At 42.4% G+C, this 16,729-nt stretch carries 15 protein-coding genes; all 15 read left to right on the plus strand.

Annotated features, from left to right (window positions below; all coding sequences use genetic code 11):
• Positions 1–354 precede the first annotated feature (354 nt).
• Positions 355–1,284 (plus strand): endonuclease/exonuclease/phosphatase family protein, encoded by a 930-nt coding sequence (locus IH879_08145; protein ID MCH7674907.1) that lies wholly within the window; start codon positions 355–357, stop codon positions 1,282–1,284.
• Between the two features lie 584 nt (positions 1,285–1,868).
• Positions 1,869–3,119 carry a vitamin K epoxide reductase family protein gene (locus tag IH879_08150; GenBank protein ID MCH7674908.1) on the plus strand — a complete coding sequence of 417 codons (1,251 nt, stop codon included), beginning with the start codon at positions 1,869–1,871 and terminating at the stop codon, positions 3,117–3,119.
• Positions 3,120–3,295: 176 nt separating this feature from the next.
• A protein-coding gene (gene prfB, locus IH879_08155; GenBank protein MCH7674909.1) for a peptide chain release factor 2 occupies positions 3,296–4,424 on the plus strand; the annotation gives its coding sequence in 2 pieces (ribosomal slippage) (positions 3,296–3,364 and positions 3,366–4,424; 1,128 coding nt in all).
• Positions 4,424–5,539 (plus strand): alanine racemase, encoded by a 1,116-nt coding sequence (locus tag IH879_08160; protein ID MCH7674910.1) that lies wholly within the window; start codon positions 4,424–4,426, stop codon positions 5,537–5,539. The genes prfB and IH879_08160 overlap by 1 nt, the downstream gene beginning before the upstream one ends.
• A 6-nt stretch (positions 5,540–5,545) precedes the next feature.
• Complete coding sequence (locus tag IH879_08165; protein ID MCH7674911.1) at positions 5,546–5,731, plus strand: hypothetical protein; 186 nt, start codon at positions 5,546–5,548, stop codon at positions 5,729–5,731.
• Positions 5,732–6,052: 321 nt separating this feature from the next.
• Positions 6,053–6,436 (plus strand): hypothetical protein, encoded by a 384-nt coding sequence (locus tag IH879_08170; protein MCH7674912.1) that lies wholly within the window; start codon positions 6,053–6,055, stop codon positions 6,434–6,436.
• Positions 6,429–7,955 (plus strand): lysine--tRNA ligase, encoded by a 1,527-nt coding sequence (gene lysS, locus IH879_08175; GenBank protein ID MCH7674913.1) that lies wholly within the window; start codon positions 6,429–6,431, stop codon positions 7,953–7,955. The genes IH879_08170 and lysS overlap by 8 nt, the downstream gene beginning before the upstream one ends.
• Before the next feature lie 2 nt (positions 7,956–7,957).
• Positions 7,958–9,199: a lipoprotein-releasing ABC transporter permease subunit gene (locus IH879_08180; protein ID MCH7674914.1), complete on the plus strand. Its 1,242-nt coding sequence runs from the start codon at positions 7,958–7,960 to the stop codon at positions 9,197–9,199.
• A 4-nt stretch (positions 9,200–9,203) separates the two neighbouring features.
• A complete protein-coding gene (locus IH879_08185) occupies positions 9,204–9,908 on the plus strand; it encodes an ABC transporter ATP-binding protein (GenBank protein MCH7674915.1) in 705 nt (234 codons plus the stop codon).
• Between the two features lie 76 nt (positions 9,909–9,984).
• Positions 9,985–10,437: a UvrB/UvrC motif-containing protein gene (locus IH879_08190; GenBank protein MCH7674916.1), complete on the plus strand. Its 453-nt coding sequence runs from the start codon at positions 9,985–9,987 to the stop codon at positions 10,435–10,437.
• A complete protein-coding gene (locus IH879_08195) occupies positions 10,434–11,570 on the plus strand; it encodes a protein arginine kinase (protein ID MCH7674917.1) in 1,137 nt (378 codons plus the stop codon). The genes IH879_08190 and IH879_08195 overlap by 4 nt, the downstream gene beginning before the upstream one ends.
• A gap of 82 nt (positions 11,571–11,652) precedes the next feature.
• Positions 11,653–14,139: an ATP-dependent Clp protease ATP-binding subunit gene (locus IH879_08200; GenBank protein MCH7674918.1), complete on the plus strand. Its 2,487-nt coding sequence runs from the start codon at positions 11,653–11,655 to the stop codon at positions 14,137–14,139.
• Positions 14,140–14,320: 181 nt separating this feature from the next.
• Positions 14,321–15,481, plus strand: a complete 1,161-nt coding sequence (locus IH879_08205; GenBank protein ID MCH7674919.1) for an AAA family ATPase — start codon at positions 14,321–14,323, stop codon at positions 15,479–15,481.
• A gap of 10 nt (positions 15,482–15,491) precedes the next feature.
• Entirely contained in the window at positions 15,492–16,442 is a 951-nt protein-coding gene (locus IH879_08210; protein ID MCH7674920.1) for a P1 family peptidase, read from the plus strand.
• Positions 16,443–16,518: 76 nt separating this feature from the next.
• A partial coding sequence (locus IH879_08215) for a gamma carbonic anhydrase family protein (GenBank protein ID MCH7674921.1) occupies positions 16,519–16,729 on the plus strand: 211 nt, incomplete at its 3' end.

The raw sequence follows: 16,729 nt of genomic DNA on the forward strand, positions 1-16,729 counted from the left end.
ACAACAATTTCAGATTATTCTGACTCCATCGTGGGCAAAAAAGTGAAAATGTGTTGATTATAGGTTATATGGGATTTGTACCATACAATACTAAGATAGAATCGGTGTTCAAAAATTAAAAAAAGTTCTTTGAAATAACCTGTTCGTAAAGTAAATTTAAGGCATAATTATTCTAAATGCAACCGGGAAAAGATATGTGATCTCTTGAATAATACTGAAACAGTCTAGCCGAATCCTGAACTGACTCTAATTTGCAAAATGCTGTAGCTTTAGTTTACATGAGGTCAGGATGTCTGAATTTGTTGCCAAGATTTATCATGCCCAAAAAAACTCAGGCATTTTGAGGAATAACAAATGTTTATTTTAATATTGATCATATTTACTTTAATCGTGGGTTGTGAAAACCTGGCTCTGTTAGGCCCCGAAGAAGCAAATAGAGCCTTCTATCGAAATATTAATTTATCTAACCAGGGAAAAGAAAAATCATTCTATACATTTTTGACATATAACATTCATATGGGATTCAATGCAGGACAAGATTTCCAGGATCCTGATGTTATTGGTGCAACTCAGAAGCACCTTTTAAGACTGGTCGAGTCAATCCAATCGGTTGACGCAGATTTTGTTGCCCTTCAGGAAGTAGCCGATGACAGGAGTAACACAGAGATTAAAAATCAGTTAAAATTCCTGGCAAAAAAACTTAATATGAATTACGCTTATGGAGTGGATGGTGCAGGTAAACCGACAAAAAATCGTATCAGGAACTTGTTTGCAACCGGAGGAGAAGGCAATGCTATTTTATCTAAGTATGAAATAACCGATGTTGAAAACGCGATACTCATTCACAGAATGGGCAAATTGCAGGCAGGTGGCATTAAGGTAGATATTAAGATTTCTGATAGTACGTCTATCACGATTGTAAATGCGCACTTGACGCCGTCCCCTGACTCTTTAGAAGTGAACCTTCAAATAGAGAATGTTTTAGAATTTGCAAACAACCAAACATTTCCAACAGTTATCATGGGTGATTTTAATAAGTTACCGAATTCGATATATATAAAAAGAATCACAGAAAGATTTCTGGACACGTGCGATCAGGTTCAGAATGAAAACTCAGATCTTGTGAAGAGTTATGGAACATTTTTAGGTTGTTTTTTCGCTTGCAGGATTGACTATGTCTTCACTCAACCGGATATTTTTCATGTTATTGACGTTGGCTTGTTAGCCCAAGAGTTTTGGGGATTGTCTGATCATGTGGGATATTATGCTCAAATCCAATTCTGACGAAGTCAAACTTACCGAGTCCAGCGAAAGCTGCCACCCAATGCCTTATATTGGTTAATCCAAGACCGATTTCAATCCTCTCGTCAGATAGTCCGTATCTATTACCCCATTTATCTTGGCAAGAAAGGCATAAACAAATAAATAGGTAATAATCATCCAAAAAAGGAAAGCAGACCGAAATCTTCTTTCGTTAAAACTCGAGTAAGAATTAGAATGGAAACTAGTGTAATGATTCTTGATTGGTTAACCCACCTGCCACCCCCTTGGGGGTTTTGTGGTTTTCAAAATTCTATTGGCTATAAATATTCCACCCCGACACTTCGGGGTTATTGAGCATCTGAAACCTTGGCCTGTGCAATTCTACTATGAGAGTCCGATACTTGAACCCCGTTAGGGTTCTATATTTATAGAAATCAGCGCTTCAAAAAAATCGTCAAACCCCATCGGGGTACTTCCTGGGGCATCCGTCCAAAAATTCACAGATCCTAATTCTCTTTAAAATAACTTGATCATCATTCGTTATTTTCGTAAATCTGTTGACGCACGAATGCTAATGTCTATGATTTTTTTATAATGTGGTCGAAATGGTAAATCGAATTTCTTTCATTCTGGCTTTATTGGGAGTTCTTCTCACCGTTCATCTCTGGATTCAGAAACAGCGTGGTTTTGACCAGGGTTGTCTGGGATTTTCCAAGCCAGAAATTCAGCAAACTGTGTCATCGGAATGCCAGGAAGTCGTTGAAAGCGAGGCCGCAACATTTTTTGGCGTAGACAATATTATCCTTGGCTTCCTTTTTTATGTTTCAGTAGGTGCACTTTGCCTTGGAACCGTTTTTGGCAGCGGCAAAAATATAGCGAGACTTCAGCAAACAACACTTGGTCTGACCGGACTCGGATTTGTTTTCACTCTGTATTTTATTTATGTACAAATTTTTGTTCTCAAAGCGTTTTGCGTGCTTTGTATGACCTCGGCTGTTTTGGTTATCATGCTTTTCGGACTACAGGTTTTTCGGATCATAAAAAAAATAGCCCCAGAGACTTTACAGGAACCCGAGAAAGTTGTCCGGGAGTTAGGGTGGTTTACGCTCATTTCTTTTTTTGCAGGCGCGCTCCTGCTGACTGATTTGATTTTTGTCAACAAGCTTGGTACGGCAAGCCTTTTAAGACCACCGCACTCAAACGAAATTCGCCAGGTAGCGAATGAAGTGATCGCTGAGAGAATTGATGAGCATTTCTTGACGGCGATGGCGCCCTGCTCATACGATGATTCGACACCGTCGATTGAAAAATGGCAGGAGTTGATTTCCCAAACCGATCCGTATATTGGAAATCCGGAATCTCCCGTGACCCTCATTATGCTTTTTGACCCCAACTGTTCACACTGCCGGCAGCTTCACCCGGTTTTAAAAAAGGTAGCAGCTAAATATCGGAACAAAGCGAAGTTCTATTTCAAACCATTCCCGATTTGGAACTATTCAATAACGCAACTCGAAGCCATCTGGCTGGCTGCGGATCAAAGGAAATATCTTGAAATGATCGAGCTGCAGTTTAGGTCGCAGCAATCAGGTGGTTTGTCTGTGGCTAAATTGCGGGAATTGGCAGCTTCCTTAAAGCTTGACCTGCAGGCTTTTGACGAGGGTTTGCAGAACGGAAAATATCGTCAAAAAGTTCTTTCAGATAAAGAACGAACCAATCAATTTGGGATAAACAGCGCGCCCAAAATTCTGCTAAACGGAAGACTCGTGGGTTCAAAAGGGCAGACGATCACTGAAAGTTGTCTTAGCAAATTGATTGAACAAGAGCTCGGTCAGGTAAATGGAAATCCGGGAAAATAAGGAAATGTTGCAGAAAAAAAGTGAAAGCGCCTTGCCTGATTTCTTTTGAAAAAATGGTCTGAAATTAGCCTGAATTCCCAGACCTAACCGCTTGACAATAACGAATTTTTGTCGTACCTTTTCTGATTAATTTTTGAGTGTTTTTTAAGAAATTTCGATTTATGGAGAAGTCGCCAATGTATACTGAGTTGAAAGAAGAATTAGAAAAATTGCATGAGCGAATTACAAGTTTAAAGGTGTATCTTTGACGTCCCTAACCGGGAAAAGTCGATTGCAGATCTTGAAAAGATAACCTCTGCGCCTGGTTTCTGGGACAATCAGGAAAAAGCTCAGGAGGTGATGCGTGAGATCAGCGGGCACAAAGAACAAGTTCAGCAATATAAAGAAGTAGAAACGAAAAAAGCTGATTTGGAGGTTTTGTTAGACCTCGCTAATGAAGAAGAAGACAGCGAGACATTCAAAGAAGTCGAAAATGATCTGAATGAGTTAAAGCAAACCCTTGATGAATTAGAATTTCAAAATATGTTAGGCGGCAAAGATGATCCGAGCAACGCTTTGCTGACCATTCATCCGGGGGCAGGCGGTACTGAATCGCAAGACTGGGCGCAAATGCTCATGCGCATGTACATTCGGTGGATTGAAAATAAGTCTTTTAATTATGCGGTCCTTGATTTGCAGGGAGGCGAGGAAGCCGGTATAAAAAGCGTCACAATAGAAGTTAAGGGAAAATATGCCTATGGATATTTGAAAGCCGAAGCCGGTGTCCATCGTCTGGTACGAATTTCTCCTTTTGACGCCAACTCCCGCCGGCACACCTCTTTTGCTTCGGTCTTTGTTTATCCCGAAATTGATGATAACGTTGAAATCAAAGTCGATCCAAACGATTTGAGAATCGATACCTATCGTGCGAGTGGGGCAGGAGGGCAGCATGTCAACAAGACCGACTCCGCGGTTCGCATCACCCACATCCCGACGGGAATTGTAGCACAATGTCAAAACGAGCGATCGCAGCACAGAAACAAAGAAACCGCAATGAAAATTTTGATGGCGCACCTTTATCAAAAAAAGAAGGAAGAAGAAAACGAGAAGCTTTCCGAGATCGAGAAGAACAAGAAAGACATCGCCTGGGGCAGCCAAATACGTTCTTACGTGTTTCATCCTTACAACATGGTCAAGGACCACCGCACGAGTTATGAAACGGGCAATGTTCAAAGTGTCATGGATGGTAATTTAGATCCGTTTATACACGAATTTTTGATGGCCAGGGACGGCACGGCGAAAAAGCAAGGTAAAGCAGCAGTTTAATGTCATTTAGAGCAACGTGCGCAGAAATTGACTTAAGTGCCATCGCGCATAATTTACAGGAAATTAAAAAGAAAGTTGCTCCCGCCGAAATTATGGCGGTTATAAAAGCCGATGCATATGGGCACGGATTGAAAGAAGTGGCGCGGGTTGCGTTAGAAAATGATGCTAGATATTTGGGTGTGGCGAGGATCGAGGAAGGCATCCAATTACGAAAATATACAACCGCTCCGATTTTGGTTTTCGGCGGATTTTTCGAAAACCGCATAGCAACCTGTTTAGAACATGATTTAGAACTCACTTTATTTGATTTGGAACGAGCAGTTGCTCTTTCTAAAAAAGCACAAGCATTTGGTAACTCCGCGAAGGTGCATATAAAAGTCGACACCGGAATGATGCGAGTTGGTGTTCATTGGCAGGATTCGCTAGATTTTACACGCAGGGTTTCGGAATTAAGGTGTGTGGAGATTGTAGGTATTTATACGCATTTTGCCTCCGCGGATGCAAAGGATAAATCGTTTGCGAAAACACAGTTGCAGCGATTTCAAAAGGTGTTGACAGAGCTGGAAATGAGAAATATTCAGATTCCGCTTAAACACACAGCTAACAGCGGCGCGATTTTAGATTTACCGGAGTCTTATTTTGATATGGTTCGGCCCGGAGTGAGTATGTACGGCTATTATCCGTCATCCGGAACCACGGAAAGCTTGACGCTGCAGCCGGCAATGTCTTTCAAGTCGCAGGTCGTCGCGGTTAAACAGGTCGAAAGTGGAGCAAAAATCAGTTATGACTCGACCTATGAAACAGGGAAGCAAACCAAAATCGTGACCGTTCCTGTGGGGTATGCCGACGGCTATAACCGATTGCTGTCAAATCAGGGTGAGGTGCTCATTCGAGGAAAAAGATATCCGGTAGCTGGGCAAGTTTGCATGGATTTCATAATGGTTGATATTGGATTGGAAAATGATATTCAGACCGGAGATGAAGTCGTGCTTCTTGGCTCTCAAGGAGATGAAGAAATCTCTATTTACGAAATCTGCGAAAAGTTGAATACCATTCCATATGAATTTACCTGTTTGATTTCGAATAGGGTGCCGCGGGTTTATAAAACAAATTGAGTGAATATGAAAACAGCAAAAGAAAAAGTAAAGAAGATACTTGATACCCTTCCTGACGATTCTTCATTTGAGGATATTCAATATCATATTTATGTACGATCTAAAATTGAGCAGGGCTTGAAGGATATAGAAGAAGGCAGTATGCTGTCTCTAGAAGAGGTGGAGCGAAAGATGACCAAAAAAATCATATAATCTTTAAAGGGTTTATTGCAAATGCAAAGAGGCTTTGATGAAATTGTTGAAGAGGTTGACCAGCTTAAAACACGATTGTCTAATTTGGAAAAAAGAGTGGCTGATTTTGACACCTCTGATAAAAAATTAAAACCAAAGGAAGATTGAGTAACTCAGATTCTAAAAAGAGCTAAGATTCGGTCTGTAGAAATGGCAAAAGATATGACAGAAGTTGAGGTCTGGGCTTATTATGACAAGTCTGTTTCTGCGTTGAGAGCAGAATTTAAAAATAGGTAAAATGACTGGGCGAAAAATTCGTGCGGTAATAGATACAAATGTTTCATATCGGCTCATCTTTCAAATAAAGGCGCGTCTTATGAAATAATTAGAAAATGGAGAAAAGAAAATTCTTTTGATGTAATAACGTCGGCCCAAATTCTTAAAGAAATAATAGAAGTATTACTCAGAAAGGGTATTTCCGAAGAAATAATTGAAGATTTTGTGACGGCCCTTGAAACAATTGGTATAGTTGTTGAGGGCGCCTTTGTTGTATATAAAATTGAAAAAGATGTTATCGATAATATATTTTTAGCCGCTGCTTTGGAAGGAAAGACCGTTTATTATTTCTTTAGACAAAGAGGTTTTGAATTTAAAAAACTTCCATGGAATTCAATTATAACTCCAAAACTGTTTTTAGATATTATTCGTAAACAGATACATGAATGAAAATAAAGAAAAATTAGAACTTGCACATCTCAAACTCAGCCAAATCATGTCGCATCGGCTGCAGAAGCTTGGGCGTTTAAAGCAGCTTGGGGTGAACCCATATCCCTATAATTTTAAACGGACTGAATATTCAACAAACATTTTAGATGAGCCGAATAAATATTTAGGGAAAGAAGTCTCGGTGTCCGGGCGGCTTATGGCAATTCGGGGACATGGCAAAGTTTGCTTTGGGCACGTCATGGACTCAAAGGGACGAATTCAGATTTACGTTCGTAAAGACCGGATTGGCGATAAGAATTTTGAAGTTTTTAATCTCCTAGACATTGGAGATATTATCGGAGTTTCCGGAGAAGTTTTCGAAACCCGCACTGGTGAAACCACAATAAAAGCTGCAAAAATCGAGCTGCTGTCCAAAACTTTACGTCCGCTGCCGATTGTAAAAGAAAAGCAGGAAGGCGATGAAAAGGTCGTTTATGATCAGTTTGCCGACAAAGAGCTGCGCTACCGACAACGCTACGTTGATTTAGTCGTGAATCCGGAAGTCAGGGATGTGTTTGTCACCCGCTCGAAGATTATTTCTTCGATGCGGCATTATTTAGATGGAAAGGGCTTTCTTGAGGTTGAGACACCGGTTTTGCAGCCGATTTATGGCGGTGCTTCCGCACGACCCTTTGTAACCCATCATCACACATTGGACATGGAGCTTTATCTGCGAATTGCCGATGAGTTGTATTTAAAACGACTTATTGTCGGCGGTTACGACGGCGTCTACGAAATCTCTAAAGACTTCCGCAACGAAGGCATGGATCGCTTCCACAACCCCGAGTTTACCATGATGGAGCTTTACGTTGCTTTCGAAGACTACCATTGGATGATGTCGCTGGTAGAGGAGATGATCAGCAGCATCGCGAAAGAGGTTACCGGCGACATGAAGATTTCCAATCAAGGCCGGGAAATCGATTTGACGCCACCATGGAAACGAATAACCCTTTTTGATGCAATTGAAGAATATACCGCTAAAAACCTGTACGGCAAAGGTCTTGAAGATTTGAAAAAAGCAGCCAAAGATTTACATATTGAAGTCGAACCCTCATGGCGTGAAGGTAAAATAATCGACGAAATATTCAGTGAAAAAGTGGAGCCAAATTTGATCCAGCCGATTTTTGTAACAGATTACCCGGTTGAACTCTCGCCTCTCGCAAAAAAACACCGCGATGATCCAAAATTGGTCGAGCGGTTCGAGCCTTTCATTCTTGGCGGCGAAATTGGCAACGCCTATTCAGAGCTAAACGATCCGCTGGATCAGAGAGAGCGGTTCATGGCACAAAAAAAACTTATCGAATTAGGCGACGAAAAAGCGCATGTCTTGGATGAAGATTTCCTGCGTTCGCTGGAATACGGCATGCCGCCAACTACAGGTTTGGGAATTGGAATTGACCGGCTGGCGATGTTATTTACAGACCAACCGTCAATCCGGGATGTGATTTTTTTCCCGCAAATGCGGCCCGAGGATAAATAACTATGGCTTACGAATTTTTTATTGCAAAGCGTTATTTAAAATCGAAACGTAAGACCGGGTTTATCTCCCTGATTACTTACATTTCGACGATCGGTGTCATGATTGGGGTCGCCGCATTGATCATTGTGTTGTCAATCATGAACGGTTTTGAAAGCGAGGTGCGTTCGAGAATCATTGGCGTTGGCGCTCACATTGAACTCAGAACCTATCACGACGAGGGGATTGAAGATTACAAAAACATAACAAAAAAAATTGAAACCTTTGAACATATTTCGGGCATTTCTCCTTATATAGAAGACAAGGCATTAGTTTACACAGCAAAAAAGAAGAAATCAGGCGCGGCAATAAAAGGTATTGATCCTCAAACGATCGGACAAGTTTCAGATATTGAGGACCGGATCGTTTACGGCATTTTCGAAGTAGGTGAAATTAAAACAAATGGAACAAAATCTTATCCGGGGATTGTGCTGGGCCGGTATTTGGCCGATAAATTAAATGCAGACTTAGGTGACAAGGTTCAGTTGTTAAGTCCAAGCGGGATATCTCCATTACTAAGCAGGATGCCGGCTTTAAGAACTTTTCAAGTGACTGGATTATTTGAAACCGGAATATTTGAATTTGATGATGTTTTTGCATACGTTTCGATGAGGGAAGCCCAGCGTCTATTTGAAATGGGCAACAAAGTATCCGGCCTCGAGATAAAGCTGGATGATTTGAATAAAGCCGACGACGTGGCGACTAAAATCAAAGAACATTTAGGCTATCCTTATGCCGCGATAACCTGGTTTGACATGAATAAGAATCTTTTTTCCTGGATGCAGCTTGAAAAATGGGGGATGTTTATCATTTTAAGCTTGATTATAATAGTTGCAGCCTTTAATATCGTTAGTACCCTGATTATGATTGTTCTTGAGAAGACCAAAGAAATCGGTATTTTGAAATCCATGGGTGCGAGCTCGTCCGGAATTATGAAAATTTTTATGTTTGAAGGAATAATCGGCGGCGTGGTTGGAACGGGATTAGGGTGTATCATTGGATTCGTCGTTTGTTGGGCTCAAGAAAAATTTCAATTTTTTTCTTTGCCTCCGGATGTTTATATTATCAGCGCGCTACCGATTCTAATGAAAGCAAGGGATTTTATATTTATCGCTCTAGCGGCACTGTTCCTGTGTTTCATGGCGACATTTTATCCGGCCCGCAAAGCTGCCAAATTGGATCCGGTAGAGGCGATTCGTTACGAGTAAGCTAATGAGCGAAAACGGTAAGATCTTAGTAACTAAGAATTTGCATAAAACATATCAGATGGGGAGAACCAGTGTTCCTGTTCTGCAAGGAATCGATTTAGAAGTTAACCAAGCTCAAATTGTTGCGATTGTTGGGCCGTCCGGTGTTGGCAAAAGTACTCTGCTGCATATTTTAGGAACTTTAGATCGACCGAGCGAAGGAAACGTAACCATTGAAGGAACGGATGTTTTTAAATTTGATGAAAAGAAATTAGCCGACTTTCGTAATCGCACTGTCGGGTTTATTTTTCAATTTCATCATTTGATGCCCGAGTTTACTGCTCTGGAGAATGTAATGATGCCAGGTTTAATTGCCGGAAAGCCCAAAAAAAGAATTAGCGATCGCGCCAAATCGCTTTTAACCGAAGTCGGGTTGGAGCATCGGGTGAACCACCGGCCGGGAGAGCTTTCCGGGGGTGAAATGCAGCGGGTCGCCGTCGCTCGTGCCTTGATGAACGATCCGAAGTTGATTTTCGCAGATGAGCCCTCCGGTAATCTTGACCGGGCAGCCAGTGATGCTTTGCATGAGCTCTTGTGGAATTTGAGCCGGAAAGATAAACGAACACTAATAATCGTCACTCACAATCATGAGCTGGCTGAAAATGCTGATAAAGTGGTTGAGATTTGTGACGGAAGTATCAAAAATATACAATTTAACCAGATAGTGTAATATGTTGTGTCAATCGTGTGATCTTAATTCTGCGTCTGTGACAATTTCTTACCTTATTAATGATAAGAAGATTTCAATGAATCTCTGCAAAGAATGCGCTGAAAAGAAAGGCGTTGATAATCCCATGACTACTTTGCCTCAAATGTTCGGTAATTTTATCACTCAATTGCTGGGAGAGGACAGTTTAAAGCGGTCGAAACCCGATGATGATGTGAAATGCGATGCATGTGGATTAACCTGGGATTCTTTCGAAAAGACCGGTTTGTTCGGGTGTGATATTTGCTACCAAGTATTTAGCAAAGACTTAAATGTTATATTAAGACGCATTCATGGAAGTAACCAACACATCGGCAACCGGCCAAAATCACAAAGATATTTGATCGATGATTCTGAGTTAAAAAAAATAAAGTTAGAGCTTCAAGCGGCTGTTGCAAATGAAGACTTTGAGCTGGCCGCGGAACTGCGGGATATGATTCGAGATGCCCAATCATCACTTAATGAAAAAGTAGATGATGGAATTTTAAGATGAATGAAATTGGATCACATAAGAAAAGAATTCGGCCACAAAAATCGACCAACGTTTCCATAAAAGCGATCAATTCTACCAGCAAGGTTAATGATCTGCTGTGGAATTTCGGCAGTTGGTTGACTGAGGAAGACCAGTTCTCTGACATCATCATCTCTTCACGAATTAGATTGGCTCGTAATATTAAAGGATATCCATTTCCGAATCAGGCATCGAACAGCGAATTAAATATAGTACTAAAAAAAGTAAAAAATGCCTGCGAGAAATGTCATAGTTTAAGAAAAGCGAATTTTGTCGAAATAGAAAAACTTTCGGAATGGGACTGCAAGTATTTTGTTGAAAGAAGATTGGCCAGTCCGCAGTTCATTGAAAGCAAGGCTGCATCGTTGCTTGTCGTCGGGCCTCAGGAAAGTCTCAGCATCATGGTGAATGAAGAAGATCACTTGAGAATGCAATGTATTGAGGGCGGTTTAAAAATAAATCAGGCCTGGAAAAAAATACGATCTGTGGATGATGAGCTTGAGGAAAACCTGAATTTCAGTTATTCTCGTAAATTTGGATATTTGACCGCATGCCCCACCAACCTTGGAACCGGACTGCGGGTTTCGATTTTCGTCCATCTTCCTGCTCTTTCGATGCAAGGTAAAATAAATTCCGTCATGGAAACATTGCCCACCTCTGAAATAGCGGTGCGCGGATTTTACGGAGAAGGGACTGAATCGATCGGCAATATTTTTCAGATTTCCAATCAGCTAACCTTGGGAAGGACGGAGGAAAGCGTCGTGCAGCGCATAACCGCCACGGCCAAAAAATTGATTGAAATAGAAAGAAAAGCCAGGTACGAGCTTTTAGAAAAAGACTCGATAAAATTAGAGGACAGCGTATTTCGGGCTTTAGGTATTTTGAAGAATGCGCGAATAATTAGTTCGTTGGAATCAATGGATCTTTTATCTACACTCAGACTTGGCAGAGAATTAGAATTTATCAAGGATTTCAGCCGGCTTGCAATAAATCAGCTGATGGTTTTGGTACAGCCTGCCCATTTGCGAAAAATTTATGACGAAGATTTAAGTGCACAAGAGCGGGATATCATTCGTGCTGAATTTATAAGAGAGAATTTGTCAAATTTAGAATAAATTAAGTGAAATAGTACTAACCAAATATTTGTTAAAGCATAGGAAGAATACTTGAACCTTATAAAGTCATGGAGTCGGAAACATGAAAAATAATTTTTCCAGTAGAGTTCAAATGGTCATTCAATTTTCCCGTGAGGAGGCGTTGCGGCTCGGTCACGATTATATTGGCACTGAACATCTGCTTCTTGGATTGATTCGGGAGGGCGAGGGAATCGCTGTAGAAATTCTGCGCAATTTAGGGTGTGACTTAGACGAAATTAAACGCTCTGTTGAAGACTCGATCAAGTCTTCCGGTGAAACCATGACTATCGGTAACATTCCATTCACGAAACGGGCAGAAAAAATATTGAAGATGGCGTATGTCGAAGCTGAAAAATATAAATCCGACATCATCGGCACAGAGCATTTACTTTTGGCCCTCGTCAAAGAGAAAGACGGTGTTGCTGCCCAAGTAATGATGAGCTTTGACGTCACCTACGACACCGTGCGTGAAGAATTGGAAAATATTCTGCGCGGCGCTCCCACAAGCCGTGAAACAAGCCCACCAAAATCCAAGACTCCAGCGCTTGACCATTTTGGCCGCGATCTTACCGAGCTGGCCGGCAAAGGCGAGCTCGACCCGATTATCGGGCGAGACAATGAGATTCAAAGAGTGGCGCAAATCCTCAGCCGAAGAAAGAAAAATAATCCCGTCTTAATTGGCGAGCCGGGTGTTGGAAAAACTGCGATTGCAGAAGGTTTAGCGTTAAGGATAATTGAGCGAAAGGTTCCAAGAATTCTTCATAACAAACGGTTGGTTACTTTAGATTTGGGTGCAATTGTGGCAGGCACAAAATATCGCGGTCAATTCGAAGAAAGAATGAAAGCCATCATGACTGAGCTGCAGAAAGCAAAGGATGTGATTTTATTTATTGACGAGTTACACACAATCGTTGGCGCCGGTGGCGCCTCGGGTTCCCTGGATGCCTCGAACATGTTTAAACCTGCTCTGTCTCGCGGCGAGCTTCAGTGTATCGGCGCGACGACGTTAGATGAGTACCGCCAATACATTGAGAAAGACGGCGCCCTCGAAAGACGTTTCCAAAGAATCATGGTAGATCCGCCTTCACCGGCTGAGACGCTAAAGATACTTGAGGGCCTTCAGGAAAGGTACGAACAGCATCATAAAGTTAAATATTCTGAAGAAGCAATTACTGCAACAGTGAAATTATCTGAACGCTATATTTCAGATCGTTTCCTGCCGGATAAAGCGATTGATGTTTTAGATGAAACCGGTGCGCGTGTGCATTTAGCGAATATCGTGGTCCCCAAAGAGATCACCGATTTTGAAGAGGAGATTAAGGAAGTTAAGCAAGAGAAAGATTCTGTTATCAAAGAGCAGGAATTTGAGCGCGCCGCTGTTTTAAGAGACCGGGAAAAAAGACTGAATCGAAAATTAGATGCAGCCAAACGCCGTTGGAAAGATACCGAGGATGAGTTCCTTGCCACTGTCACCGAAGATGATATTGCTGAAGTTGTTTCCATGATGACGGGTATTCCGGTGATGAAGGTCGCCCAATCCGAGTCCGACAAAATCTTGCAGATGGAAGAAGAGCTGAAAAAGCATATTGTGGGTCAGGACGACGCCGTACATATTTTAAGCAAAGCGATTCGAAGAACAAGAGCCGGACTCAAAGATCCCAATCGGCCGATCGGTTCTTTTATTTTCTTAGGGCCGACCGGAGTTGGTAAAACACAGCTCGCCAAGGAACTTTCGCGGTACCTCTTCGAGGACGATGAATCGCTGATTAGACTTGACATGTCTGAGTACATGGAGAAATTTTCAGTCTCCAGGTTGACCGGCCCGCCTCCCGGGTATGTCGGCTATGAAGAAGGCGGCCAGCTGACGGAGAAAGTTAGGCGGCATCCTTACTCAGTGGTTTTATTTGACGAAATCGAGAAAGCGCACCCCGATGTTTTTAATATTTTGCTGCAAATTCTGGACGATGGCCAACTAACCGACGGCCTTGGAAGGAAAGTCGATTTCAAGAATACAATTTTGATTTTGACCTCGAATATCGGGGCAAGAGAGATAAGGAAAGGCTCAGGTATTGGCTTTTCGGCAGACGCTGACGGAATTGACTACGATGTGATGCGCAGCAAGATAATGGACGAAGTCAAGCGTTTGTTCAACCCGGAATTCATTAACCGTGTTGATGAGATTGCTGTTTTTCATTCATTGGACAAAAAGCACATGGTTCAAATCGTAGATATCGTGATGGATGAAATGCTCGACAAAGTTCAAGATCGCGAAATTGAAATTGAGCTTACCAAAGGCGCCAAGGAATTTGTGGCAGAACACGGGTTTGATCCGATGTATGGTGCCAGGCCGCTGAGAAGAACTATCCAGAAGTTTATTGAGGATCCAATCGCAGAAGAAATCCTGAAGGGCAAATTCAGGGACGGAAGCCAGATTCTGGTTAAGAAAAAAGGCGACGAATTAGATTTTACTGAGGTCAGCCGTAAAAGAATCAAAGCCAGTAAAAACAAGAATAAGCAAAAGCCTAAAACAGAAGAAGTTCAAGAATAGGTTTGCTTAATAAAATCAGACGCTAACCAAAAGCCGGGGATGAGTAAGTATTTTCGGGCTTTATTATCTCTTCTGTTTCAAATTTCCCTTGTTTCGCTTATTTTTCCTGTTTATATTGGGTCGATTTTGTGTTATGTTGTAGCGACACCGGATTTTCTCTTTTTAAAGCAACCGGAAATAGATGCTAATATCTAAAGCACACATCAAAGCTTTTCGTTCCATTTTCGAATTTACCATTCCAATCGAGCCCAAAATCACGCTTATGATCGGCCCGAATGAAAGCGGAAAAACCAATCTTCTCAGATCGTTGGAAGCTTTTAAACCCGGTTTTCCTTTCACTAATCATCACACTTGCCAATACTCAGATTACTACTACCAGGGAAAATGTCCCGAGATAACTTTGGAGTTTTCACAACTGTCTCGCGAAAATCGAAGAAGTCTAATTGCATTCCACAAGGCATTTAAGGACATCGAGAAATTTACTGTAAAGAAAGATGGCCCTGAACCCGCAGATTATCACCTTTATTTAAATAACGAAGAAGTCCCAGTTACCAACATGAAGAAATTCCTTGACCACCTGCCCAAGCTGCTCTATTTTGACAATATCTCCCTGCTCAAGAATCGCGTCGAACTGGAAACTCTCTATAATGGCGATAAAAAATATACGACCGAGCGAAACTTACTTCGGATAGGGGGCTTACACAATAATTTCGATCTGATTTTCGAGGATTCCACCAGGGGCCGCAGAGCGAGTGAAGAAGCCGGCCGGTTAATCACCCAGCAAATCCGGCGGGTTTGGTCTCAGGAACCGACCATTGAGATCAAGCTCAACGTTAACGGCAACGTTTTGTACGTCGATATTTCCGACGGCACCACTGTTTACGACACGCCGGAATCGCGCAGTCTTGGTTTTCGCTGGTACCTGTCATTTTATATTAACTTTATCGCCCAGACTTTTGAAGCTAAAGCCAATGAATTTGTTTTTCTTTTGGATGAGCCGGGGATTCATCTGCATCCTTCCGGCCAAAAAGATCTGACAAAAGTCATGGAAGACCTGGCGATTAAAAATCAGCTTCTTTTCACCACCCACTCTCCTTTCATGATCAACAGAGAATACCCGCAAAGAGTTCGCCTGGTAACGAAAGGCAGGGAAGGCACAAAAATTGACCCCTACGCCTATCGCGACAACTGGAAACCGTTGCGCCGGTCAATTGGGCTCAAAATTGGCGACCTTTTCTTTTTTAATGATAATAGCCTTATCCTTGAAGTTCCCTCCAAAAAAATTCCTTTTATGAGACGATTTCAGTTCTTCAGAACTCACGAAAGCAAGAATAACAGCTAATCCAGCCAAAATGGCTTCCCAACTAAAATCGATTTGTGATGTTCCCGGAATTCGGGTGGGTCATGCACAGAATGATTCGGCCAAAACCGGTTGTACTGTCATCATTCCCGAAAATGGCGCGGTCGCCGGCATCGATATTCGCGGATCTGCGCCGGGTACCAGAGAGGTCGAGACTTTAAAACCGGTGCGTCTGGTTCCTAAGATTCACGCAGTCCTGCTGACCGGTGGAAGCGCTTTTGGTTTGGATGCATCCGGAGGGGTTCAGCAGTATCTTGAAGAAAAGGGTGTCGGCTTTGACGTGGGAGTTACAAAAGTTCCTATCGTTCCCTCAGCGGTCATTTTTGATCTGCGTGAAGGCGACCCAAAAGTTCGACCAGATAAAGAGATGGGGTATCAGGCGGCGATGAATGCTGGCAGTGAGCATCCTAAGGAGGGGAGAGTAGGAGTTGGCCGGGGTGCAACTGTGGGCAAGGTACTCGGACCTGAACGCTGCATGAGAGGCGGAGTCGGGACCTGCTGTGAAAAAATCGGCGAGGATATTTATCTTGGAGCGTTGGTGGTTGTGAACGCTTTTGGCGACGTCGTCGATCCGAGTAACAGCGAGATAATTGCCGGTGCAAAAACAGCAAGCGGCGAGTTTTTAAACTCGGAAAAATATTTGAAAGAAAATCAAATACAGCCTTTTCAAACGCCAACCAACACCACTTTGGGTGTGGTTGCCACTAACGCAAAGTTAACCAAGGAAGAATGTATAAAAGTTGCTCAAATGGCCCAGGACGGGTTAAGCCGGGCGACTCGCCCGGCACACACCCCTTTTGACGGCGATCTGGTTTTTTGTTTGTCCGTCGGTGAGGCATCGGGAAATGTTATGACCCTGGGTTCAGTCGCAGCTAATTTGATTGCTGAAGCGATTGTGCGAGGGGTGAAAATTGGGAATCAACTCAAAATAACAACCCCATAAATGTCATTTTAAAGGCTAGATTTCTCGTTCGCCTAAAGGCGATTTGAAATGATATCTATTAAAAGGAAGCCCACCCGTGATTTACACTTACAAAAACGCCACCCCAAAACTTCCCAAATCTGTTTTTGTTGCGCCAAATGCCGCCGTGATCGGCGATGTTGAAATCGGCGAAGATTCGAGTGTTTGGTTTAACAGTGTCATCAGAGGAGATGTCCATCAAATCCGGATTGGCGAAAGAACGAATATCCAGGACGGCTCAGTGCTGCATGTGACTTACCAAAAATGGG

Source organism: candidate division KSB1 bacterium, from assembly GCA_022562085.1.
Taxonomy (GTDB): Bacteria; Zhuqueibacterota; Zhuqueibacteria; order Oceanimicrobiales; family Oceanimicrobiaceae; genus Oceanimicrobium.